Here is a 22,689-nt window from a genome sequence, read left to right on the forward strand (position 1 = left end):
CAACAAGCTATATTTTAGCTACAAAATAACTACGAAGCTCTCCGGATTTTGTCAAGCAAAAAACCTGCGCCGGTAGGCTGCGACCCGGGCGTGCCCGGCGTGACAGCAGGCGGCGCTGGCCCTGCCCCTCTGGCAATGCCCTCAATGGATCACAAAGCCGCTGGATGGATGGTCGATGAGGGTGCCGTCCGGCTGGCGAACCACGATGAGGCACTCGACAGCGGCCAATCGGTCCACCAGCGCCAGCCCCTCCTTTGGCCCCATGACCATCAGCGCCGTGGCCAGACCGTCCGCAACCGTGCAGTTGGCCGCCACCACCGTGGCACTGACCACGCCACTGCTCACCGGCCGGCCGGACCGCGGATCGAGGATGTGGGAATAGGTCCGATCGCCGACCTGGAAAAAAATCCGGTAGTCGCCGCTGGTGGCCATGGCCCGGTCCGTGAGAGGAACCGCCCGGTAGACATCGTCGAGTGCGGCCCCCTTGTCCGGGCGGTTGATGCCCACCCGCCAGGGGACCCCGTCCTTTCGGCGGCCGCGGGCGAACACTTCCCCGCCGATTTCCACCAGAAAGTTTGAAAACCCCCTTTCTCCAAGCAGCCGGGCGATCGCGTCCACGCCGTAGCCCTTGGCGATCGAGGCCAGATCCAGGGTTACGGCCGGGTCTGTCTTGCCGATCGTGCCCGACGGGTCCAACCGGATGCGACCGAATCCCACATGGGCCAGCGCCCGGTCGATGTCGTCGTCACCCGGGACCCGGTCGACCGTCCCTTTGCGGCCGAACCCCCACAGGGTGATCAACGGGTCCAGGGTGCCGTCCCAGGCCCCATTGGTGAGCCGGTGCAATTCGGCAGCCACCTGCAGCACATTGAGAAAATCATTGGACGGGGAAAAGGATTCGGATGTGGAGTCGATGCCATTGAACCGGCTGATTTCGCTGCCGGGATCATAGGTGGACATGCTGGCGTTGATGGCGGCCAGGCGATCGTCGATCTGCTCCTGCAAGTCGGCGCCGGACGTGAACAGGCCGGCCACCACCTTGATGTGATAGGTGGTGCCCATGGTCTTTCCGGCCAGGCGCAGTTCCCTTTCCGGCTGGCAGCCACCGCAGGCGAGCAGGATCATCGCCCCGAGGATGAGAATGGCCGGACGGACGGGTATCGGTCGCCAAGGCATCAGCATATCCGTGGTAATTGCTCACCGGTGAGCATGTCCACAATGCGTTCACCGCCGATGCGGGTTTGCATGTAGACGCGACCCGGATGGGCGTCGACGGCCTCGCCGATGATGCAGGCATCCTTGCCGTAGGGCGATTGCCGGATCACCGCCAGCACCCCATCGGCCTGGTCCGCCGGCACAAAGGCCAGCAGTTTGCCCTCATTGGCCACGTAGAGGGGGTCGAAGCCCAGCAGTTCACAGATACCCGCCACCGCGGGCCGGACCGGAAGGCGCGCCTCGTGGATGCGGACGCCCACTTGGGACTGGCCGGCGATTTCATTGAGGGTCGTGCCCACACCGCCCCGGGTGGGATCCCGCAGGACGTGGACGTCGCACCCGGTACCAAAAATATCGGCCACCATGTGATTCAGGGGCGCCGAATCGCTCCTGACGTCCGAGTCGAAGGACAGTCCCTGTCGCTGGGTGAGAATGGTCATGCCGTGATCGGCCATGGTGCCGCTAAGAATCACCGCATCGCCCGGCCGGGCATTGGCGCCGGAGACATCGACCTCCTCGCGGAGCATGCCGATGCCGGCCGTGTTGATAAAAATCCTGTCCGCCGCCCCTTTGGGCACAACCTTGGTGTCTCCGGTGACCACCTGTACGCCGGCCAGGCTGGCGGCCTGTCCCATCTCGGCCACGACCCGCTCCAAATCGGCCATGGGAAACCCCTCTTCGATGATCATTCCCACACTGAGAAACAGCGGGACGGCCCCGCACATGGAGACATCGTTCACCGTGCCGTTGACCGCCAGGTCGCCGATGCTGCCGCCGGGGAAAAAAATGGGATCTACCACATAGGTGTCCGTGGAAAAAGCGATGCGCCCGGCGGGCACATCGAGGACCGCCCCGTCATCGAGCATGGCCAGGGCCGGATTGTCAAAGGCCGGCAGCAACAGGTCGGCCGTCAGGCTGTGGGAAATCTTACCCCCGCTGCCATGGTCCAGAAGAATCTTGTCCGGTTTCATAAGATGCAGCTGATTCCTTTGGGAATATAAATGGTGATAAAAGACATGCTTTTGATTTACCTGAAGACGGCAGCCCGTCCGTCAATGGGCTACGCGCCGCTGACCGCCGGCATTCCCGGGTTATCCGTCCCCATGATAGCGATAATAGGCGGCGCAGGTGCCTTCGCTGGAGACCATGCAGGGGCCGACCGGCGCCATGGGATTGCACACCGTTTTATACAATGGGCACTGGGGGGGAATTTTCATGCCGGTAAGGATTTCACCGCATGCGCAACCCTTGGGCTCCGGGACCGGCCGCAGGTGCATGTCGAAAACCTTGACCGCGTCCAATGCCGCATATTTTTCACGAATCACCAGCCCACTGGCGGCAATGGTGCCGATGCCCCGCCAGTCGGCATCGGCAACCGCGAACACCTCGCGCATCACCGCCATGGCCTTGGGATTGCCGGCAGAAGACACGGCGCGGGTGTAGGCGTTCTCAAGGGCCGGCCGGCCGGATTCCACCTGGTCCACCAGCATGGCGATACTGCTGAGCAGGTCGGTGGGTTCGAAGCCGGCCACGACACACGGCACCCGGTGGTGATCGAAAAAAGGCCGGTAGGCATCCAGGCCGATGATCACGGATACGTGGCCGGGCAGCAGGAACCCGTCGATGTTGATGACACCGCCGGCCAGGGCCTCCAGGGCCGGAGGCACGATCTTGTGGGCCGACACCACGAAAAAATTGTCGAGCCCCTGCTGGTGGGCAGTCACAATGGCGGCGGCCACCGTCGGGGCGGTGGTTTCAAACCCCACCCCCAGAAAGACCACCCGTTGGCCCGGATTCTCCCGCGCCAGGGTCACGGCATCGAAGGTGGAATAGACAATGCGAACGTCGGCGCCGTCAGCCTTTTCCCGCTGCAGGGAGGATCCGCTTCCCGGCACCCGGATCAGATCGCCGAAGGTGGCCACGATGGTGTCCGGCTCACGGGCCAGACTGATGAAGGCGTCGATCTCTTTTTGCGCGGTGACGCAAACCGGGCATCCCGGCCCCGAGAGCAGGGAGATGGTCTCCGGCAGCAGGGAGCGGATGCCGCTTCTGAAAATGGAAACCGTGTGGGTGCCGCACACTTCCATAAAACGGACGGGCCGGCGGCTGGCCCCGGCGATACGATCGGCCAGGTGCCGGGCAATTTTCGGGTCGTGAAAGGCGTCACTGTGTGTCAGGGGCATATAGGGTTGTCTCCCGTGGCTTATTTACCTCTAAGCAACTAATCAGAACAGGGTCGTTTTTCGATAGGGGTCGGGAAGGGCCGTCGCCCTCCCCGCCCTCCGAACCGTGCGTGCGGTTCTCCCGCACACGGCTCTCCAGTCGGTGGTTTCAACATCGTGATTGGCTTGCCAGTGCATGGGCTTCGGTCATGGTGAAAAGCCCACGCTCAGCAAAGAAAGCATTCGGCCAGCGGGTATGGTCTTTACGGCATTGACCCATTCCAGGACGCTTCTGCTGTTTCCGTAGCACCGATCGAAGCCGACGACGGATAAATCCATCGACCGATTTGAACTCATTGGAATTCGCATGTTTGAAATAACCAAACCACCCACGCAGCATCGGGTTCAGGTCCTCAATAATGTGTTTGAGGCTGTTTCCTCGCGTGCGCCGGGTCTTGGTCCGAATGCGATCCCGCAAGGCGTTCAAACTTTTGCGGCGGACCCATCGTCTTCCAGCCTCGAACCGATATCCCAGAAACTCGAAGCCTTGCCCCGGTACCGTGCAATCCCCCACGTGGGTTTTGTCCGGATGCAAGGTCAGACCGTTTGCCGCTACCCAGGCGTTTATAACGGCCAGCGCCGATTGAGCCGTCTCCGGGCTCGGGCACATCACGACAAAGTCATCGGCATAACGCACCATGCGGTACCCTTTGGACCGCATCAGACGGTCCAGCGGATGCAGGTACAGGTTCGCCAACAGCGGGCTGATAACCGCACCTTGCGGCGTGCCACCAATCGGCGTCCATCGCTTGAGCTCGCTGATGATATCCTGTTTGAGATACCCGTGAATCAGGTCGAGAACCCGCCCGTCGCTGATGCGCGTTTCCACCAGCGCCATCAACCGGTCATGGGCAATGGTGTCGAAGTAGCTCGCCAGGTCCGCATCCACGACATGGGTGCAGCCATTCTTAATCAGGCGGTCCACCTCTCGAAGGGCGCTCTTGCAACCGCGCCCCGGTCGGAAGCCAAAGCTCGTCTCCTCGAATTCCTTTTCGAAAATCGGTTCTATCACCAACTTCAACGCCGTCTGCACGATGCGGTCCTTGACCACCGGAATTCCCAGTGGGCGGGTCTTACCCGGTCCCTTGGGAATCTCCACGCGCTTGACCGGCTGGGGGCGATAGGTTCCCGATTTCAACGACTCCGACAATTCCTCAAGGTAAGCCGACGCCTTGTACCCAAACCGTTCGATACTCTGGCCGTCCACACCTGCCGACCCCTTGTTTGCGGCGACCTTCTGCCACGCGATTTCAAGGGTTCGCTGACGGGCAACCTTGTCGATCAGGCTGAACCATGTGCCTCCTTTGACGCCGTTTTCCAGCGCCGCCAACATGCGCTCTGTCCAGATCGAGGCTTCCACCCAACTTCGGGTTTCTGTGCCTTGTTTAGTCCCGCCGCGACGGGACACTGGCGACACGTAGCTTGTGCATTGCCTGTTACTGGATTTCACACATCCACCTTCCTGCCTCCCTTCCCTCGGCACGGGTTTGCTCTCCGCGCTTCTCACGACAGTCGCCGCTGCAGTACTATGAAGGCTCTGACTCCTGTCCACATCACCCCACAGACAGGTCTCCCCGCTTTACCCACGACGCCTTCCGACCATTCCATCTCCAACCACCTGACGTCCCCCTGTCCCAGCTTTAACACGCTACCCCTTAGCTCGGCAGGTCCCCTTTCTTCGGGTAGAGGCTTCGCCATTCTCCAAGCAGGCTCGCCGGCAACGCCCGGCCGAATCGAGTTCGTCATCCTACGGACTGGTCGTTCACCTCCGGTTGCTTCCCACCCCGCCTCACGGCGACGCAGTTACCTTCGGTTACAGGCCCGGAGAGCGATAGGCCTGAAGAGGACTTGCACCTCTTTGACATCGTGCGCTCACGGGCGCACTTGGAGCGGCGTCCTCGCCGCGACTGTCCAGATTGCATCGCGGCTGGAAGCCGCTCCTACGCCTTTTCGGTTCCTTTCGGATATATGGCCATGCGTGGCCTGAAAAAACTTTTTATGAACGCTTGAAAAATCACATTTCCGACGGCTTCGTAAAAGGTTCGAGATCTCCCGCTAAACGCCAGACGGACAAGAAGGCTTTCAAATCCCGAGAATACCGCTATCCGGGTTCCGCAGTGACGAGGGATAAAACGAAACGCAGATATGGTTTTTTTACGAATCCGTCACGTTTGCTGCCGCCACCACGGCCTGTCCCAGCGAAAGGCCACCGTCGTTGGCCGGCACCAGCCGGTGGGTGAGCAGGTCGAATCCGCTTTTTTCCAGGGCGGCGGTCAGTCCGGTCAGCAGGCGGTGGTTCTGAAACACGCCGCCGCTCAAGGCCACGCGATCGATGCCCGTGCCGGACCGCAGATGCCGGCAAAGCGCGTCAAACAGGCCGATCAGGGTGTTGTGAAACCGGGCACTGATCGTCGCCGCGGAAAGGCCCGCCGTCAGGTCGCGGACCACCCCGCGGATAATCGGGGTGACGGCAATATGAAGCGGCGGCTCGCCGTGGTCGTCCCAGGCGAACGGGTAACGGCCGGATTCGGTGGCGTCGAGGATCATCTCCAGTTCCATGGCCGCCTGGCCCTCGAAGGCCACACGGCCGCGCAGCCCGATCATGGCAGCCACAGCATCGAACAACCGGCCCAGGCTGGATGTGAGCGGGCTGTTGATCTGTTTTTCCATCATGGCCATGATGACCGCCACCTGTTTTTTCTCCAGCGATCGAAAAAGGGGCAGCGGGAGGCCCGCGAGGTCCTCTCCCAACGCAGCATTCAGGTGGGCCACCGCCATGCGCCAGGGTTCCCGGATGGCGGCGGCACTGCCGGGCATGGGCACCGGCGCCAGGCAGGCGGCCCGGGTAAAGGAACGGCAGTCGGCCACCAGGACTTCCCCCCCCCAGACCGTTCCGTCCGTTCCCAGGCCCGTGCCGTCGAAGGCAAGCCCGATCACCGGTCCGTCGGCCTGGTTCTCGGCCATACAGGCAGCGATGTGGGCGTGATGATGCTGCACCCCGACACAGGGAAGCCCCGACAGTTCCCTGGCGTAGCGGGTGCTCAGATAATCCGGGTGAAGGTCGCAGGCCACGACCCGCGGATCGATGTCCAGAATGCGTTTAAGATGCTCCACCGTGAGACGGAAAAAATCGTCCGTGGCCCGGTTTTCAAGATCGCCGATATGCTGGCTCACAAAAGCCTGCCGCCCCCGGGTGAGGCAGATGGTGTTCTTCAGTTCGGCCCCGCAGGCCAGTACCGGCGGCATGTCTTCCCTTAAAAAAACGGGTACGGGCACATAGCCCCGGGAACGCCGGATGGGACGCATATGGCCGGCACTGTAGCGGACAATGGAATCATCGGTTCGCAGCAGGATGTCCCGGTCATGAACGAGAAAGGCATCTGCAATACCCCCCAATCGGGAAAACGCCTCGGTGTTGTCGATGGCAATGGGTTCGTCGCTCAAATTGGCGCTGGTCATCACCAGGGCCGTAAAACCGGCATCCAGCAGCAGGTGGTGCAAGGGCGCATAGGGCAGCATGATGCCGAAATAGCGGTTGCGCGGCGAGACCGAGTCGGCAATGGGCGACGGCTCACGCTTTGCCAGCAGGACGATGGGACGCTGGATGGACACCAGCAGTCGCGCTTCGGCCTCCTCCACGCGGGCAATGGCCCGGACGCGCGCCAGACTGCTGCACATGAGGGCAAAAGGCTTTTCCTCGCGGTGCTTTCGGCGGCGAAGGCGCGCCACGGCATCGGCATGGGTGGCATCGACGGCCAGGTGAAAACCGCCCAGGCCCTTGATGGCCACGATTTGCCCCTGCCTGAGCCGGACGGCCGTGTCGGCGATGGGATCGTCGGCGGCGATCATCTTTCCGTGGGCATCACACAGGGTCACCCGGGGACCGCAGACCGGGCAGGCATTGGGCTGGGCGTGAAAGCGCCGGTTGTCGGGGTCGTCATATTCGGCCTGGCACTGCGGGCACATGGTAAAGTGCCGCATGCTGGTCTTGGGGCGATCGTAGGGGACATCGTCGATGATGGTGTAGCGCGGGCCGCAGTTCGTGCAGTTGATAAACGGATAGCCGAATCGGCGGTCGGTCGCATCGCGCATCTCGGCCAGACAGTCGTCGCAGACCCTCACATCGGGAGATATCAGGGTGGACCGGCTGACACCGGCCCGGCTTTTGACGATGGAAAAAGCTGAAAAGCCCGTCACCGGCGCCGGCGATACCGACACGTCCACGATGTGGGCCAGGGGGGGCTTCCGGTTGGGCAGGTCGTCGATAAACTGACGGATGCGGTCCTCCGGCCCCTCGATCATCAGGGACACACCCGTCGCGGTATTGGCCACCTCTCCGTTCAGGCCGTGGTGGTTGGCCAGCTGGTAGATGAACGGGCGAAAACCCACGCCTTGCACGATACCGTTGATCTCCAGGCGTTTTGACGTAAGAGCCTCTGTCATGACCCGCGTTGGACGCTATCCTTTATCGGCTTCCAGACTGTCCACGTAAGCCGCCGCTTCACGCAGCAGTTTCAGGGATTCCGCCGCCGCGGCGGCGTCCAGCTTCTGGATGGCAAATCCGGCATGAACGATGACATAATCACCCACGGCCACATCTTCGAGCAGCATCATGCTGGCCGACCGCTGGACGCCGTCCACGTCGATGGTGGCCATGTTGTTTTCGATGTTGATGACTTTTGATGGAATGGCAAGGCACATAGGTATTCAAGTCCCTTCTTTTTCTGCGTAGGCGACGCCCAACCGATCCAGCTCGGCCAATACCATCTGGATCACATCGTCCATGCGGTCTGCGGTCGTGGCCGTCAAGTCTACACACAAGGTCTCGGTATCCCGGGGCTCGATGCCGACGATAACCGTTTCCGGAACCTTGTCCAAGGCCTGGCAAAGGGTCAGGGATTCAAGAAAATCAATCTGGTGCAGTGAATTTTTGGCCCGAATCCGCTCGGGAATCGCGTCCCCGTCAATGCGGTACAAGTCACCGGGTTCGCCGTGGTTGCGGATGACATCCACAACGATCAGCTGGTCGGCTTCGGCGATGACGCCCATCAGGTTGATACCCAACACACCGCCATCAATCACCGATACATGCTCCGGAAAATCGTAGCGCGCCTCCAGCGCCTCAACCACCCGGACGCCAAAGCCTTCATCGCTTAAAAGGATATTGCCGACCCCCATGATCATGACGTGCTCAGCATTCATATTTTCGGTCTTCCGCTGTCTGTGAGGAGTTCATAAAAGCCTTCGCCCTGAAGCAGACTGCATTGGTAGCACTAAATCACCCTCGGTTCAAGGCATCATCGCCGAAGTCGATTCGCATCCTTAATCCCTTCTGTCCGTGGGAAGCGCCAGGTTGCGGCTGCAGAGCGTGATGTGGCCGGGCCGGCCTGCCCTGACGGAAACCGGTTCCTGCCAGGCCACTTTGTAGCCGCCGATCATGGCCGGGAAGGTAACGACAACATAGTAGTCGCCGGGTGGCACATTCAGGAAGGCAAAATTGCCCGTGTCCGACGATTCGGTGTGGGCGACCAGATAACCGGGCTGATTTCGGTGTTCGGCAAACTGTTTGTAGAAATTCAGATGCATCTGGTTGATCCGGTCCAGGCGTCGATGCCGCTCCAAGGCATCAAGGCCTGCGAACCGGGGGACGGAAATCTTCTTGCTGGTCAGAAAAACGGAGAGGTATTCACCATATATCCGCCGGCCCCGGTCATCGCTGATACCAAGGCTGCCCAGCAGCCATTGCTCCGCCGCAGCCGGCTCGCCGGAAGCCCCAAACAGCACCGACAGGACTAAAAAGATCACCACGAATCGACTGACAGTCATGGCAACGCTCCGCTGTTTATTTTTTCATCGGTCCCGCCCGCCGTTTCCATGGCCGGCGGGCGGGATTTTTTAAGCCACGATATTGAAAATATACTCAAAACATGAAATAGTAAAGGTTAACCTTTTCTGATGGTTCTGCCAATGGCAGAAATGGTTCCCATTCCCCCGGAGGCATCCATGGATCGTTCATACATGGGAAAGGTGTTGTGGGTCGACCTGAGCACCGGCACCATCACCACCGAAGCCATTCCCGACCATCTTTACAGCCGCTTTCTGTCCGGAACGGGGCTGGCGTCCTGGCTCTTGTACCGGCGGATCCCGGCCGGTGCGGATCCCCTGGGGCCGGAAAACATTCTGGGATTCGCGTCCGGCCTGCTGACCGCCAGCGGATCCCTTTTTACCGGCCGCTGGATGGTGGTCGGCAAAAGCCCGCTTACCGGCACCTGGGGAGACGCCAACTGCGGCGGCAACCTGGCTCCCGGCATCAAGGCATGCGGCGTGGACGCTATTTTTTTTAGCGGCAAAAGCGACCATCCGGTCTATTTTTACGCCGACACCAAAGGGGCCGAACTTCGTGATGCGGCCCACCTGTGGGGCAAGGACGCCGTCGAGACCGAACAATTGCTGATAGCTGAAAATGGCGCCCGGCGGCGGGTTCGGGTGGCATGCATCGGCATGGCCGGCGAACGCCGTTCCCTCATCGCCGGCATCGTCAACCACGGCGGCCGCCTGGCGGCCCGCAGCGGCCTGGGAGCGGTCATGGGGGCCAAAGGGCTCAAGGCCCTTGCCCTTTGCGGCGCCCGGCGGGTTCATGCCTATGACCGCCGGCGAATGAAGGCCCTGAGCCTGTCGTGCAACGACCATGTGGCCTTTCAGCCCCCCTTTTTGAACGGCACCATGACGGCCTATCTCGGCGCCCTGATGCGCATGCTGCCCGCCCAGATGAAACTGGACGGCATGCTCTACAAGGTGATGCTGAAAAAGTGGGGCACCGTCAATCAGAACCAGATGGCCATCGAAGTCGGCGATGCACCGGTGATGAACTGGAAGGGGTCCAACCGGGATTTCGGGCCGGACAAATCCAAGCTCATCGACCCCGACGAATTTACCCGGCCGGTGGTGGCCAAATACTACTGCTACTCCTGCCCCCTGGGATGCGGCGGAATCAGCCTGGCACCGGACGGCGCCACCGAGGTGCATCGGCCCGAATACGAATCCACCATTGCCCTGGGGGGACTGTGCCTGAATGAAGATGCCGACAGCATTTACTACCTCAACGAACTGCTCAACCGGGCCGGCATGGACACCATATCCGTGGGCGGCACGGTGGCCTTCGCCATCGAGTGTTTCGAAAAGGGCCTGTTGACCCCCCTAGACACCGACGGCCTGACCCTGACCTGGGGCAATACCGAAGCCATTGTCCGGCTGGTGGAAAAAATGGTCAGGCGGGAAGGCATCGGCGACCTGCTGGCCGACGGCACCCGGCGGGCGGTCGAGCGCATCGGCAGGGACGCCGGGGAGATGGCGGTTCATGCCGGCGGCCAGGAACTGGGTATGCACGACGGCCGCTACGACCCGGGCTTTGCCCTGCACAACGTGGTCGAACCCACCCCGGGGCGCCATACCATCGGGGCTTACATGTATTATGAAATGTTCCAGCTGTGGCGAAAAATACCGGACTTGCCCGATCCCTCCCTGTTCTACCTGAAGGGCAGCAAATATCGGGCAAATCGGGAAAAGGCGATCATGGGGGCGGCATGCAGCCAGTATATGAACGTCATCAACGGCGCCGGGTGCTGCCTGTTCGGTGCTTTTCTGGGCGCCCACCGGATTCCGGTATTTGAATGGCTCAACGCCGCCACCGGATGGGACCTTTCCCCGCAGGCCTACCTGACGGTGGGCCACCGGATCCAGACGGTCAAGCAAATGTTCAACATCAGGCAGGGCATCGCCCCGAAGGACATCCGTCTCAGCAAACGGGTCCTGGGTGAACCGCCCCAACAGGCGGGGGCCAACAAGGGCCGGACCGTGCCCCTGGAAAAACTGCGCCGCTATTACTGGCGCGAAATGGGATATGAAATCGACAGCGGTGTGCCCACGGACGCATGCCTGGCCCACCTGGGCCTGGACAAAAATGAGGCCTGAAAAACATAAACCGGAAATCTGTTAGAAGCGGACCATGGCCTATCAAATTACGAATCGCTGTGTCGGTTGCGGGGTGTGCGTAAGGATCTGTCCGGTCGCGGCCATATCCGGACGGCGCCGGAAACGCCACCGCATCGACGAGAATATCTGTATCGACTGCGGCGCCTGCGGGCGGATATGCCCCCATGCCAGCGTGAAGGACCCCGAAGGCCACGTATGCGACCGGATCCGCATCCGGTCCAAATGGCCGAAGCCGGCATTCGACCCGGACCTCTGCATGGCCTGCACCATCTGCGTGGAGTCCTGCCCAACCGGCTGCATCGATCTGAAACCGGATCGGGGATCCCTGAAAACCCTTCGCCGGCCATTTTTAAAAAACGGCCGCGATTGCATCGCCTGCACGTTTTGTGCTGCCGAATGCCCGGTGGACGCGATCGTGATGTCCGAGGTAAAAAAATGACGGGTTCGTAAAAAAGCCGATATCTGCGTTACGCGTCATCCCCCGTCACTGCAGCGTACCGCCAGTACGCCTGATTCCTCGGCCTTCGCAAGCCTTGATCCCGGCTTTTTTGCGACCCCGTCGGGGATGACAGTTTTTACGGGGGCATCAAAAATGAGGTGCTGGAAAAAAAATCCCCTCCCGGGAATGGACGCCCGGGAGGGGATGATCATCGGATGTTCAGGTTAGAGCACTTTGAACTTGTAGACTTCGTTGGAGTCCGGATCGATCACGTGAACCGCACAGGCGATGCAGGGATCGAAGGAGTGGACGGTGCGCAGCACTTCCAGCGGCTGTTTGGGATCGGCGATGGGCGTGCCGATCAGGGATTCTTCCACCGGCCCCAGCTGGCCCTTCTGGTCTCGCGGACCGAAATTCCAGGTTGACGGGACCACATACTGGTAGTTGCCGATTTTTCCATCCTCGATTTTGATCCAGTGGCCCAGAGCGCCGCGAGGCACATCGTTGAGCCCCACACCCATGGCGCTTTCCGGCATTTCGTAGGGCTCGTACGTCTGGGTGTCGCCCCCCTTTATATTTTCCACCAGTTCCATGACCCAGCCCTGCATGGCGTCACCGATGGCGATGGTTTCCAGGCCTCTGGCAGCGGTGCGGCCGAGGGTGGAAAACAGGGCGCCGGCCGGGACCCCCAGCTTCTGAAGCGTACTGTCCACGATCGGCTTGATGTCCTTATGGCCCTTGCCGTAGGCCATCAGCACGCGGGCCAGCGGCCCCACTTCGCAGGAAAGGCCGTCGTAGCGCGGTGCCTTCAGCCAGGTGTACTTGCCCCCGTCGGGCCGGTACTTGGGATCTTCCTTGATCGGCTTGGTTTCCCCCTTGTAGGGATGCAGCGCGGGACCGTCTTCATACCAGGCGCGGGTCACCTCCTCGGTGACTTTTTCTTCGTAGGCCATGTCGATGTTGGCCAGGTCCCGCTTTTTGATCACGCCCCGGGGCATATACAGGCTGTCCGGCTCGACGTCGGTCAACGGGAAGTCGCCGTAGGTCAGGAAATTGGTCGTACCGCCGATGGCCCCCCAGTCCTTGTAGAAAGAGGCGACCGCCAGAAGGTCCGGGATATAGACGTTTTTAATGAAATCCTGGGTTTCTTTGGTGAGGTAGAGGAATTCGGCAATGCGGTCAGGCGTCATGTCCGCCACACTGGTGACGCCGCCCACCACCAGAGACTGGGGATGCGGGTTCTTGCCGCCGAAAATGGCGTGCATGCGTGCGGCCCGGGCCTGCAGCCGAAGGGCTTCGATGTAATGGGCACAGGCCATCAGGTTGGCCTCGGGCGGCAGCTTGTAGGCCGGGTGGCCCCAGTAGGCATTGGCGAAGGGACCCAGCTGGCCGCTGTCCACGAAGGTCTGAATGCGTTGCTGAACCTGCTTGTAGTAGGCGGCACCGCCCACCTGGGCATTGCTGACATTGTCGGCCAGGGCGGCGGTCTTTTTGGGGTCGGCCTTGAGGGCGCTGACGATATCCACCCAGTCCAGGGCATGCAGATGATAAAAATGGACCAGGTGATCGTGCTGGTACTGGGCGCCATGGAGCAGGTTCCGGATGAGCCGGGCATTTTTCGGAATTTTCAGGCCAATGGCGTTGTCCACGGCCCGAACCGATGAAACCGCATGGACATAGGTACAAACACCGCACGAACGCTGGACGAAATGATGCGCGTCCCGGGGGTCGCGGCCCTGAAGGATCAATTCGATACCGCGGAACATCTGCCCCGAACTCCAGGCGTTGACGACTTTTCCTCCGGCCACTTCGACCTCGATGCGAAGGTGGCCCTCTATTCTGGTAATCGGATCAACAACTACACGCTTACCCATTATGCAATCCTCCCTTATTCGTTAAGGAATACTGATTTCGGTGATAGACGGCTTACATCTCTTCGTAGAACGGGGACATGGTGTCCCAGAAATTCGGCTCACTGCAGCCGATACAGGGATGCCCCGCTTCCACCGGCCAGCTGGTGCCGTCGTTGAATTTGGCAATCGGGCAGTTGTTGTAGGTCTCCGGGCCGCGGCAGCCGACTTTGTAAAGGCAGTAACCCAGGGCGGCCTCTTCGCTTCCGAATTCTTCCACGAATTCCTCGTTTTCGAAATGGGCGCGTCTGGGGCACTGGTCATGAATGGTTTTGCCGTAGGCAAACAGGGGGCGGCCGCTATCGTCCAGATCGGGCAGTTTGCCCAAAAGCAGGTAGTTGACCACGGTCCCCACCAGGTTGATGGGATTGGGCGGGCAACCGGGAAGGTTCAGGGTTTTGATGCCCAGGGCATCGCTGACGCCCTTGTACCCGCCCGGGTTCGGGGCGGCGGCGGGAACACCGCCGTAGGCGGCGCAGGTGCCGATGGAAATAACGGCGGCAGCCTTGGGACAGACCTCTTTGGCAATTTCCAGGAAAGAACGACCGGCCACTTTGCCGTATCCGCCGTTATATTTCGTGGCGATGGAGCCCTCTACGATACAGATGAATTTTCCGTCGTATTTCTTGACTGCATGCTGCAGCTGTTCTTCGGCCTGATGCCCGGCGGCGGCCATGATGGTTTCATGGTATTCCACCGAGAGCACTTCCAGAACCAGCTCGTCAATATAGGGGTACTGGGTCCTGAGCAACGCTTCGGAGCACCCGGTGCATTCGCCGAAATGCAGCCAGACCACCGGCGGCCGCTGGGCCGGCGCAGCAAACACCTCGGCCACCTTGGGGACGAAGGATGATGACAGGCCCATGGTTGCCGTCAGCGCCGTGCAGTACTTCATGAAATCTCTTCGCGAGACGCCTTTTTCCTTCAACCTTTCATAAAATGATCTTTCCTTTTCCATTGGCACCTCCTGATGCTGATTAAGGATGATTGGGGATCAAAAAAAATAGAACCGGCTGTTCATGGGAGGCGGGTTGTGCAGCGGCACAATCTGCGAACTCATGGACGGCCCGGTTCCATTTGTCTTCTCAAAGGCGCTGTATCGATTTGTTTTGGAAGCTCTCAATGCGTTTCGCGATGCTTTCAGTTATCAGGGCCGTATCCGTCAATCTCTATAAATGCAAACGCATGCTAACGCGCAGGAGCAACTGCACGGCATTCAGTTAACGACAATGCTGGTTTCATCAAAAATTCAAACGTGGTGAAAAAAATTAAGCAACGTTTGAAACTATTAGTGGAAGACCCGGGGCAAGTCAAGGTAAAAAGAGGATTTTAACTATTGTTCAAGCTGGTTGGAATCAATGCGGGATGATTTTGCCACCTGGAGAAAATCATGGCAGGGGATAAAAAAAACGCCCGCATGGGACGCGGGCGTTTTCGATTTCAGAGACACCTGACGGGATCAGGCATCGTCCATATTCGTATCCGAATCGGATATCTTTATGGTCTTTTTCAAGTCCTTGATAATTCCTTTTTCTTCGAAATCATCATCCATGTCCTCATCGAGCAGATCATCCACAGCCATCCCCTTATCGGATGCAGACGCATCGGCGGTTTCATCCATCTCCTCTGCCTCTTCCGGGGCGAACAAATCCCGCTCTTCGAAAAACAGCTCGGCAGAAGTGTTGGCACCGGGCTGGAACATCTCGATGATGGCATCGGCAATACGCTCCGTATAGACTCCCGGCGGGTACATGTTATGGGTGCGAAGTGCCTGGATCAGAGCATTACGGTCCTTGTCCATGGAAGATTTGATAACATCGGCATCGTAGGATTCTTCACACAACAGGGAGAGCATCTCCTTGTCCAGTTCCGCGTATTCCTGAATGGCCAGCTTCCCGGCCTCATTGTCCAGCAGAACCACATATTTTTGTTTCATATCCGTCTTCCTCCAGAGGCGATATTTCGCTATTATTTTTTGTGCAGGGAGGAACATCATAAAACATCTGTGATGTCAACCATCATTTAAAATATCCCGTTTTGGAGCGGTTGACGATATTCGGCAGCTGCCCGCCGGTCTTTAGCTCCGGACAGAATTTCTTGCACGCCGGATGCGGTGACGTGAAACTTTTCACGCCGCCAGGAAAACCCGCCCGCCCCCCTCCCCTCCGGGGATAAAAGGATTGACGCTGATGGTACGAAATGTTATTGAGGCGACTTATTTCAGTGGAGGGATGGCCGAGTGGTTTAAGGCGGCGGTCTTGAAAACCGTTGAGCGAAAGCTCCGTGGGTTCGAATCCTACTCCCTCCGCCATATAATCGCTTCACGATTTTATGGTAAGATGGATTAAAAAAATTACGGAGAGATGGCCGAGCCGGCTGAAGGCGCTCGCCTGCTAAGCGAGTGTGGGGGGAAACTTCCACCGAGGGTTCGAATCCCTCTCTCTCCGCCATTTTTCTTAAGGCACCGATAGCCCGCTTGATCCGCGGGCTATCGCTTTTCTGGGTCAAGCCAGCGAAACCCGTTTCGTCAGGGACCGGCCCCCCGCTTCCGCAAAATCATTCCACCATGAAAACCTCATTGACAAAGACAGCATTGTCCCGAGTAGCGACCCTGTTCCTGCTGGCCGCCGGCTTTCTGACCACTGCCATGACGGGGGGCTCCCTGCTCGCCCATGCAGCCGGTCCCGACATCGACCGGGTTCAGAAGGCCATCCAAACCCGTCTGGACGGCGGCACCGCCATCGAGGCCCTGTCCTGCCAGGGAGAAATGATCTGCGGCATCCGAATGCTGCCGCGGGCCTATGACAACCGAAACTATCTGCCCCTGTGGATCGATGCCTCGCTGCGACTGGAAAAAGCGGAGGCCCTGGCCGGGGCCATCGGTCGTGCCGATGAAGATGGGCTCGTACCGCAGGACTATCATATCGAGGCCATTGACGGCCTGCTGGCCGAGATCTGTGAACAGGCCTCCGCAGCGGGTCCGGATTCGGTGGCTGCCGAGCTGTGGGCGGACCTGGATTTAATTCTCACCGATGCCTTTCTCCTGTATGGCTCCCATCTGGCAGCCGGGCGGGTAAACCCGGAGACCTTGCACAACGACTGGAAAATCAACCCGGTTGCCGCGGACCTGCTGTCATCGCTCGTTGCGGCCGCCTCATCCGGGGATGTCGATGGGGCATTGGCACAATTGAGGCCGGCGCACAGCGGTTATTCGACGCTTCGAAGCGCGTTGGCCCGACTGCGCCGATTGGCCGCCTCCGGCGGCTGGCCGCTGCTGGGTGCCGACCGGACACTCAGGCCGGGTGACCGGGATGCGGCTGTGGGCGGCCTTCGCCATCGGTTGACCGTGACCGGTGACCTCGAACAGGCCTTCCACGAAGACGATGCGTTGCTTTTCGATGCCGGGACCGAATCGGCAGTAAGGCGGTTTCAGCAGCGCCACGGGCTGAAGGTCGACGGAATCGTGGGCCCCGACACGTACGGGATGTTGAACGTTCCCGTCAGCCAGCGCATCCGCCAGGTGGTTCTCAATCTGGAACGATGGCGGTGGCTGCCCCATGACCTGGGATCCCGGTACATCCTTGTCAACACGGCAGACTTTAACCTAAAAGCCGTTGAAAATGGCCGGGTTGGCCTGCAGATGCGGGTGGTGGTGGGCAGGCCGGCCAGACGTTCACCGGTGTTCAGCGCGAGAATGACGTATCTCGTGGTCAACCCTTACTGGAATGTGCCCACCACGATCGCCGTCCAGGATATCCTGCCCGAGCTTCAAAAAGATATCACCTACCTGTCCTCGAAGGGCATCCGCGTTTTCGAGAACTGGGAGAGGGACGCACCTGAAATCGACCCGGCCACCGTGGACTGGCAGGCCTACCATGCCAACCGCTTTCCCTTCAGGCTCCGCCAGGATCCCGGGCCCTATAACGCCTTGGGGCGGATTAAATTCATGTTCCCCAACCAGTTTGCCGTATACCTGCATGACACGCCCAACCGCGCCCTCTTCAAGCGGGCCCAGCGGGATTTCAGCTCCGGCTGCATCCGTTTGGAATCACCTGAGGCGCTTGCTGATTTCGTGCTGGCCGACGACCCGCGCTGGGCGGCGGAGACGCTGGCTGACGTCTTCCGGGAAAAAGACCGCCGGATTATCCGGCTGAAGCATCCGATTCCCGTCCATCTGTTGTACATGACCGCCTGGGTGGACGCAACGGGGAGCATCCAGTTTCGCAGCGACATTTATGACCGAGACCGGGATCTGGCCCAGGCCCTGAGCCAGAGAAGACCGAACCAGCCGCCTGATTTTGTCCGCCGATAGCCAAACCGACCATGCCGGCCGATTTCTCCGCTAAAGCCAAAAAATAAAAGCCACCCTGGAGTTGGCAAACCGTCCCGGGTGGCTTTGGTTTTTTTAACCCTGATGGGGAGTGGCGCCGCTTACCCGTTCCAGGTTCGAAACGCCCCGGTATCCACGTGCACAAAATCCGATCGGGGATAGTAGCCGACGCCGCCGGTTTTCAAATCCATGCAGGCCTTGCGGAGCTTGCGGGTGTCATGTCCCGGCAGGCGAATGTCGATGGCGCGGCCCAGCATGTGGTAGCTGAACTTGGCCACCCCTGAACTTTGCTTGCGGAGCCGGGCGTTGGTCTTGGGCGAGCGGTAGCCGGAAATGATGTGAAAGGGAGAGCCGGCCCCCACGTGGCGATGGACGGAATAAAGCAGGTCCATCAACCGGAAATCCATCGCCTGGACATCGCCGGTGCGATGATCTCTCAATATGTGGTTGATGCGCCTCATGGCATCGGGGCAGTAGGCACCGTCTTTGAAATAGCAGAGGGCCAGTCGCTCGCCGGTATGGGTGTTGAAAAAGGAAAGGGACCGTCGGGTGCCGTCGGGCAGCAGGGCGGCCCATCCGGCTGCCGGTACCAGACAGGTGGCCAGAAAACCCGATCCCATTTTTAATAAATCTCGGCGGCTGCAACAGTTCATCTTTGTCTCCCCATTTCAGCGTGTTGGGCCCTGTTCGGCCATCAGTTCAAATCGCAGGCAATAGAAGCAAAAAACATACCTGAATGCTGAAATGGGCATGAAGTTATGGAAAGACTCACGATAAGCATATAAATATCTGTTTTTGTTATTAATTTTTAAATAATTAACCGCTTCACAGACAGAAGACCGATCGAGGAATGTTTTCATCTGCGGCCAGGGTGTTCACATTTTGTCAATCCGTTGACACAAAACTTGCGCTCAAACAATCCGCTGGAATTGTTTCTCCAGGTCCCTGACGGTCCATCGAATCCAGATCGGTCTGCCGTGGGGGCAGTGGGACGGGTTATCGCACAGGTCCAGTTGTTCCAGCATGGCCTTGATCTGGGTCTCGGCAAACTGCTGGTTTGCCCGGATCGCATTGTGGCAGGCCATGACCATGAGGCATCCATCCAGAATCGTTTCCATCTCTGCGCCCACACCGATTTCGGCCGTTTTTTCGACAAGCCGGGTGACCAGCGTCGGTATGCCGCCGCTGTCCAGCAGGGTCGGTATGGCCTTGACCACGAACGTGTTGCCGCCGAAAGGCTCGATCTCCAGCCCGTAGCGGTCCAGTTCCGGGGCCAAGCGCTCCAGGATCTGGGCTTCACGAAATCCCAGGTCAACGGTTTCAGGCAGCAGCAGCCGCTGGGCGGTGGGCCGACGGCCGTCGGATCGCCGCTTGAGCTGTTCGAAAACAATGCGCTCGTGGGCGGCATGCTGGTCGATCAGTATCAGGCCATCGTCGGACTCACAGATGATATACGTTCCCTTGTATTGGCCGAGGAGGGTCAGGTCGGCAAAAAAACGCCTGTTCCACAATGGTGCCTGACGGGCAGGCGGGCTGCGACGGGCCGGGCCGTCCGTCGATGGCGCCGGCGCATGGGGGGCGTCGGCAGGCGGCAATGCGGCCGGTTTGGGATCGGCAGGCGCATCGCTGTCCATGGCCGGCGGCGGCGGTGGGTTCGGTTCAGGAAAACCGGTCCGGGGGACTTGTTCTGCTGCCGGTCGTAGTTTCCGATCCGCGTAGTGGCCATGGGCCTCGGACACCTGTGCCGGCTGTCGCAACGGCTCGGCATCTGACGGTTCAGGCACGTCCCACCGGTTGGGATCGGATTGCCTGAGCGCATCGGCCACGGTGTCCCGCAGGGTGTCGTGGACTATTTTTTGTCGGACAAAACGGATTTCGTGTTTGGTCGGGTGCACATTGACGTCCACCTGGTCAAAGGGCACCTTTAAAAACAGCACCGCCACCGGATACTGGCCCTTCATCAGCCGCCCCCGGTAGCCGGCAAACAGGGCGTGCTGGATGACCCGGTCCCGGACCCATCGGCCGTTGACAAAAAGATAAATCCCCCGGGCCGTGGACCGGTTCATGCGGGGAGCGGCGACCCACCCGCTGATGTGGATATCCTCGGTGGTCCGCTGGACCGGATGGAGTTCATTCCTGATCGCGGTGCCGAGGACATCCGCCACCCGATCCGTGGGGTCTGCAGCCGGCGCCCAGCTTTTGACGATCCGGTTGTTGTGCGACAACCGGAATTGAACGGATGGACGGCACAGGGCCATGCTGGCAAGGGTGTCGGCAATGTGCCCCATCTCGGTGTTGATGCTTTTCAGAAACTTCCGGCGGGCCGGTGTGTTGTAGAAAAGGCCGGCGATGGTGATCATGGTCCCGGGCGGGGCCCCCGCGTCCGAGACATTGTTGATCCGGCCGCCCGCGACATCAATCCGGGTACCCACGTCGGCATCCGCTTCCCGGGTGACCAGGGTGAAGCGGGAGACCGAGGCAATACTGGGCAGCGCCTCCCCCCGGAACCCAAGGGTGCGAATGGCAAACAGATCCGGCTCCCGGCTGATTTTACTGGTGGCGTATCGTTCCAGGCAGAGCAGGGCATCGTCTCGGCCCATGCCTTTCCCGTTGTCCGACACGCGAATGAGTTTGCGCCCGCCTTGCTCGATTTCAACGATAATTCGGCTGCTGCCGGCGTCGATGGCATTCTCCACCAGCTCCTTGACCACCGAGGCCGGGCGCTCCACCACTTCACCGGCGGCGATTTTGTTGGACAGGTTTTCCGGAAGAATTCTGATGCTGGACATTTAGGCTGTCTGGGGTCCGTCTATGGCTAACAGATCGGGGTCCGGATCAGGACGGCAGGGCATCCGTTTCGCACAGGCGTCAACCTGCAATTTCTTTGAAACTGCGGGCCAGATACTCCGCTTCCACAGGTGTCAGGTTGAATTTCAGGCCGGCCGCCTCCATGAGCTGCTGCCGGCTTTGGGTAGATCCTGCTTTTTTTTCTTCAGCGATCCATCTGACCGCTTTTCTCAGGTTTTCACCTTCGGGCTGGATGGTGGCCATGGGCTCGCTCCTTTACGCGTATGGGTTGAGGCGATTCGTCCTATCGAACTGTCAGCCGATGGGAGGCTTCTGATCCGCGATGGTTTGCGCCGCTTCGAACGCCCGGGCGATTTTAAAAAGCATCGCCTCGTTAAAATGGCGCCCCATGACCTGCAGGCCGATGGGCAGGCCGTCATCCGAAAAACCACAGGGGACCGATATTCCCGGAATGCCGGCCAGGTTGGCCGACAGGGTGAAAATATCCGACAGGTACATGGTCAGCGGATCCTCGAGGGTCGCACCGATCGGATAGGCCGGTGTGGGCGCCACCGGGGAAAGGATGGCGTCGCAGGACGCAAAGGCGGATTGGAAATCGTTCTTGATCAGGGTCCGGACCTGGGATGCCTTGCCGTAATAGGCATCGTAGTAACCGGCCGACAGGGCGTAGGTGCCCAGAATAATGCGCCGCTGCACCTCCGCGCCGAATCCCTGGGACCGGGTGCGGCGGTACATCCCGAGCAGATCGGTCTGGGTCTTGTCACGGGCGCCGTATTTCACACCATCGTAGCGGGCCAGGTTGGAACTGGCTTCACTGGGGGCGATGACATAATAGGCGGCCACGGCATGATCGGTGTGGGGCAGGGAGACCTCGATGCATCGGGCGCCCAGCGATTCGATGGTGGCAACCGCCCGCTCAACCGCCGCACCCACCTGAGGATCAAGGCCCTGGGCCTGGCTGAACTCTTTGGGGATGCCCACCACCACGTCCGCAAGCCCCCCCTCGGCAATCGACGCAAAGGCCGGCACCGGTTCGGCAACGGAGGTGGAATCTTTCGGGTCGTGGCCGGCAATGGCGTCCAGCATGATGGCGCAGTCGGCCACGGTTTTACCCAGGGGGCCGATCTGGTCCAACGAAGAGGCAAAGGCCACCAGGCCGAAACGGGATACCCGGCCGTAGGTGGGCTTGATCCCCACCACCCCGCAATGGGATGCGGGCTGGCGGATGGATCCGCCGGTGTCCGACCCCAGGGCCCCCAGGCACATGTCGGCCGACACCGCGGCCGCCGACCCGCCGCTGGACCCACCGGGAATGCGGTCCAGGTTCCAGGGGTTGCGCGTGACCTGGAAACCGGAGTGTTCGGTGGTTGACCCCATGGCAAACTCATCCATATTGAGCTTGCCCACGATCACCGCCCCGGCATTTTTCAATCGCGTGACCACGGTCGCATCGTATGGGGGAACGAAGTTTTCAAGCATCTTGGAGGCACAGGTGGTGCGCAGGCCCCGGGTGCACATCAGGTCCTTGATACCCAGCGGGATACCGGTCAGCGGCTGAGCATCACCGGCGGCCAGACGATGGTCGGCCGCTTGCGCCTGGTCGAGGGCACCGTCTGCATCAACGGTCAGGTACGCGCCGACCTTGCCGTCCACCGCATCGATACGGTCCAAAACGGCCCGGGTCAGCTCAACCGAAGAAATCTCTTTATTTTTCAACAGGCCGGAGGCCTGCTTGATGGTCAGTGCATGCAGTTTCATGGGGTCACGTCCTTG

Annotated in this window: 18 protein-coding genes and 2 tRNA genes; 5 read left to right on the forward strand and 15 right to left on the reverse strand. The window is 60.1% G+C overall.

Annotated features, from left to right (window positions below; genetic code table 11):
* Positions 1-141 precede the first annotated feature (141 nt).
* The 8 genes from DSCA_RS17125 to DSCA_RS17160 all read right to left on the reverse strand — a co-directional run bounded on the left by DSCA_RS17125 (position 142) and on the right by DSCA_RS17160 (position 9,263).
* The gene (locus DSCA_RS17125) at positions 142-1,176 is read right to left on the reverse strand and encodes an FAD:protein FMN transferase (protein ID WP_167527829.1); all 1,035 of its coding nucleotides are present in this window, start codon (positions 1,174-1,176) and stop codon (positions 142-144) included.
* Entirely contained in the window at positions 1,176-2,186 is a 1,011-nt protein-coding gene (gene hypE, locus DSCA_RS17130; RefSeq protein ID WP_155317583.1) for a hydrogenase expression/formation protein HypE, read from the reverse strand. The genes DSCA_RS17125 and hypE overlap by 1 nt, the downstream gene beginning before the upstream one ends.
* A 120-nt stretch (positions 2,187-2,306) precedes the next feature.
* Complete coding sequence (hypD, locus tag DSCA_RS17135; RefSeq protein ID WP_155317584.1) at positions 2,307-3,398, reverse strand: hydrogenase formation protein HypD; 1,092 nt, start codon at positions 3,396-3,398, stop codon at positions 2,307-2,309.
* Positions 3,399-3,546: 148 nt separating this feature from the next.
* Positions 3,547-4,797, reverse strand: coding sequence for a group II intron reverse transcriptase/maturase (gene ltrA / locus DSCA_RS17140; RefSeq protein WP_197904613.1), 1,251 nt, complete (start codon positions 4,795-4,797; stop codon positions 3,547-3,549).
* A 794-nt stretch (positions 4,798-5,591) separates the two neighbouring features.
* The gene (gene hypF, locus DSCA_RS17145) at positions 5,592-7,880 is read right to left on the reverse strand and encodes a carbamoyltransferase HypF (RefSeq protein ID WP_155317585.1); all 2,289 of its coding nucleotides are present in this window, start codon (positions 7,878-7,880) and stop codon (positions 5,592-5,594) included.
* Between the two features lie 15 nt (positions 7,881-7,895).
* Positions 7,896-8,138, reverse strand: coding sequence for a HypC/HybG/HupF family hydrogenase formation chaperone (locus DSCA_RS17150; protein ID WP_155317586.1), 243 nt, complete (start codon positions 8,136-8,138; stop codon positions 7,896-7,898).
* A gap of 6 nt (positions 8,139-8,144) precedes the next feature.
* Positions 8,145-8,639, reverse strand: coding sequence for a HyaD/HybD family hydrogenase maturation endopeptidase (locus DSCA_RS17155; RefSeq protein ID WP_155317587.1), 495 nt, complete (start codon positions 8,637-8,639; stop codon positions 8,145-8,147).
* Positions 8,640-8,759: 120 nt separating this feature from the next.
* Positions 8,760-9,263 carry a carboxypeptidase-like regulatory domain-containing protein gene (locus DSCA_RS17160; protein ID WP_155317588.1) on the reverse strand — a complete coding sequence of 168 codons (504 nt, stop codon included), beginning with the start codon at positions 9,261-9,263 and terminating at the stop codon, positions 8,760-8,762.
* Between the two features lie 177 nt (positions 9,264-9,440).
* On the opposite strand from DSCA_RS17160, the gene DSCA_RS17165 reads away from it, so the two are divergent.
* Together DSCA_RS17165 and DSCA_RS17170 are read left to right on the forward strand one after the other, a co-directional pair.
* Complete coding sequence (locus tag DSCA_RS17165) at positions 9,441-11,408, forward strand: aldehyde ferredoxin oxidoreductase family protein (protein WP_167527830.1); 1,968 nt, start codon at positions 9,441-9,443, stop codon at positions 11,406-11,408.
* A gap of 34 nt (positions 11,409-11,442) precedes the next feature.
* A complete protein-coding gene (locus tag DSCA_RS17170) occupies positions 11,443-11,868 on the forward strand; it encodes a 4Fe-4S binding protein (RefSeq protein WP_155317590.1) in 426 nt (141 codons plus the stop codon).
* 224 nt (positions 11,869-12,092) lie between these two features.
* Here DSCA_RS17170 and DSCA_RS17175 read toward each other — a convergent pair whose 3' ends face one another.
* The 3 genes from DSCA_RS17175 to DSCA_RS17185 form a co-directional block, all read right to left on the reverse strand.
* Entirely contained in the window at positions 12,093-13,742 is a 1,650-nt protein-coding gene (locus DSCA_RS17175; RefSeq protein ID WP_155317591.1) for a nickel-dependent hydrogenase large subunit, read from the reverse strand.
* A gap of 52 nt (positions 13,743-13,794) precedes the next feature.
* The gene (locus tag DSCA_RS17180; protein ID WP_155317592.1) at positions 13,795-14,736 is read right to left on the reverse strand and encodes a hydrogenase small subunit; all 942 of its coding nucleotides are present in this window, start codon (positions 14,734-14,736) and stop codon (positions 13,795-13,797) included.
* 501 nt (positions 14,737-15,237) lie between these two features.
* Positions 15,238-15,714 carry a hypothetical protein gene (locus DSCA_RS17185; protein WP_155317593.1) on the reverse strand — a complete coding sequence of 159 codons (477 nt, stop codon included), beginning with the start codon at positions 15,712-15,714 and terminating at the stop codon, positions 15,238-15,240.
* A gap of 289 nt (positions 15,715-16,003) precedes the next feature.
* On the opposite strand from DSCA_RS17185, the gene DSCA_RS17190 reads away from it, so the two are divergent.
* The 3 genes from DSCA_RS17190 to DSCA_RS17200 all read left to right on the forward strand — a co-directional run bounded on the left by DSCA_RS17190 (position 16,004) and on the right by DSCA_RS17200 (position 18,090).
* Positions 16,004-16,089: transfer RNA gene (locus tag DSCA_RS17190), tRNA-Ser, on the forward strand.
* 46 nt (positions 16,090-16,135) lie between these two features.
* Positions 16,136-16,228, forward strand: a tRNA-Ser gene (locus tag DSCA_RS17195).
* 128 nt (positions 16,229-16,356) lie between these two features.
* Entirely contained in the window at positions 16,357-18,090 is a 1,734-nt protein-coding gene (locus tag DSCA_RS17200) for a L,D-transpeptidase family protein (RefSeq protein WP_167527831.1), read from the forward strand.
* A 119-nt stretch (positions 18,091-18,209) separates the two neighbouring features.
* Here DSCA_RS17200 and DSCA_RS17205 read toward each other — a convergent pair whose 3' ends face one another.
* From DSCA_RS17205 to gatA, 4 genes are all read right to left on the reverse strand, one after another.
* A complete protein-coding gene (locus DSCA_RS17205) occupies positions 18,210-18,728 on the reverse strand; it encodes a YcbK family protein (RefSeq protein WP_197904615.1) in 519 nt (172 codons plus the stop codon).
* 291 nt (positions 18,729-19,019) lie between these two features.
* Complete coding sequence (gene mutL / locus DSCA_RS17210) at positions 19,020-20,897, reverse strand: DNA mismatch repair endonuclease MutL (RefSeq protein ID WP_155317596.1); 1,878 nt, start codon at positions 20,895-20,897, stop codon at positions 19,020-19,022.
* A gap of 79 nt (positions 20,898-20,976) precedes the next feature.
* The gene (locus DSCA_RS17215) at positions 20,977-21,159 is read right to left on the reverse strand and encodes a hypothetical protein (RefSeq protein WP_155317597.1); all 183 of its coding nucleotides are present in this window, start codon (positions 21,157-21,159) and stop codon (positions 20,977-20,979) included.
* Positions 21,160-21,210: 51 nt separating this feature from the next.
* Positions 21,211-22,674 (reverse strand): Asp-tRNA(Asn)/Glu-tRNA(Gln) amidotransferase subunit GatA, encoded by a 1,464-nt coding sequence (gene gatA, locus DSCA_RS17220; protein WP_155317598.1) that lies wholly within the window; start codon positions 22,672-22,674, stop codon positions 21,211-21,213.
* Positions 22,675-22,689: the final 15 nt, after the last annotated feature.

It is taken from the genome of Desulfosarcina alkanivorans (assembly GCF_009688945.1).
In the GTDB taxonomy this organism is placed as follows: domain Bacteria; phylum Desulfobacterota; class Desulfobacteria; order Desulfobacterales; family Desulfosarcinaceae; genus Desulfosarcina; species Desulfosarcina alkanivorans.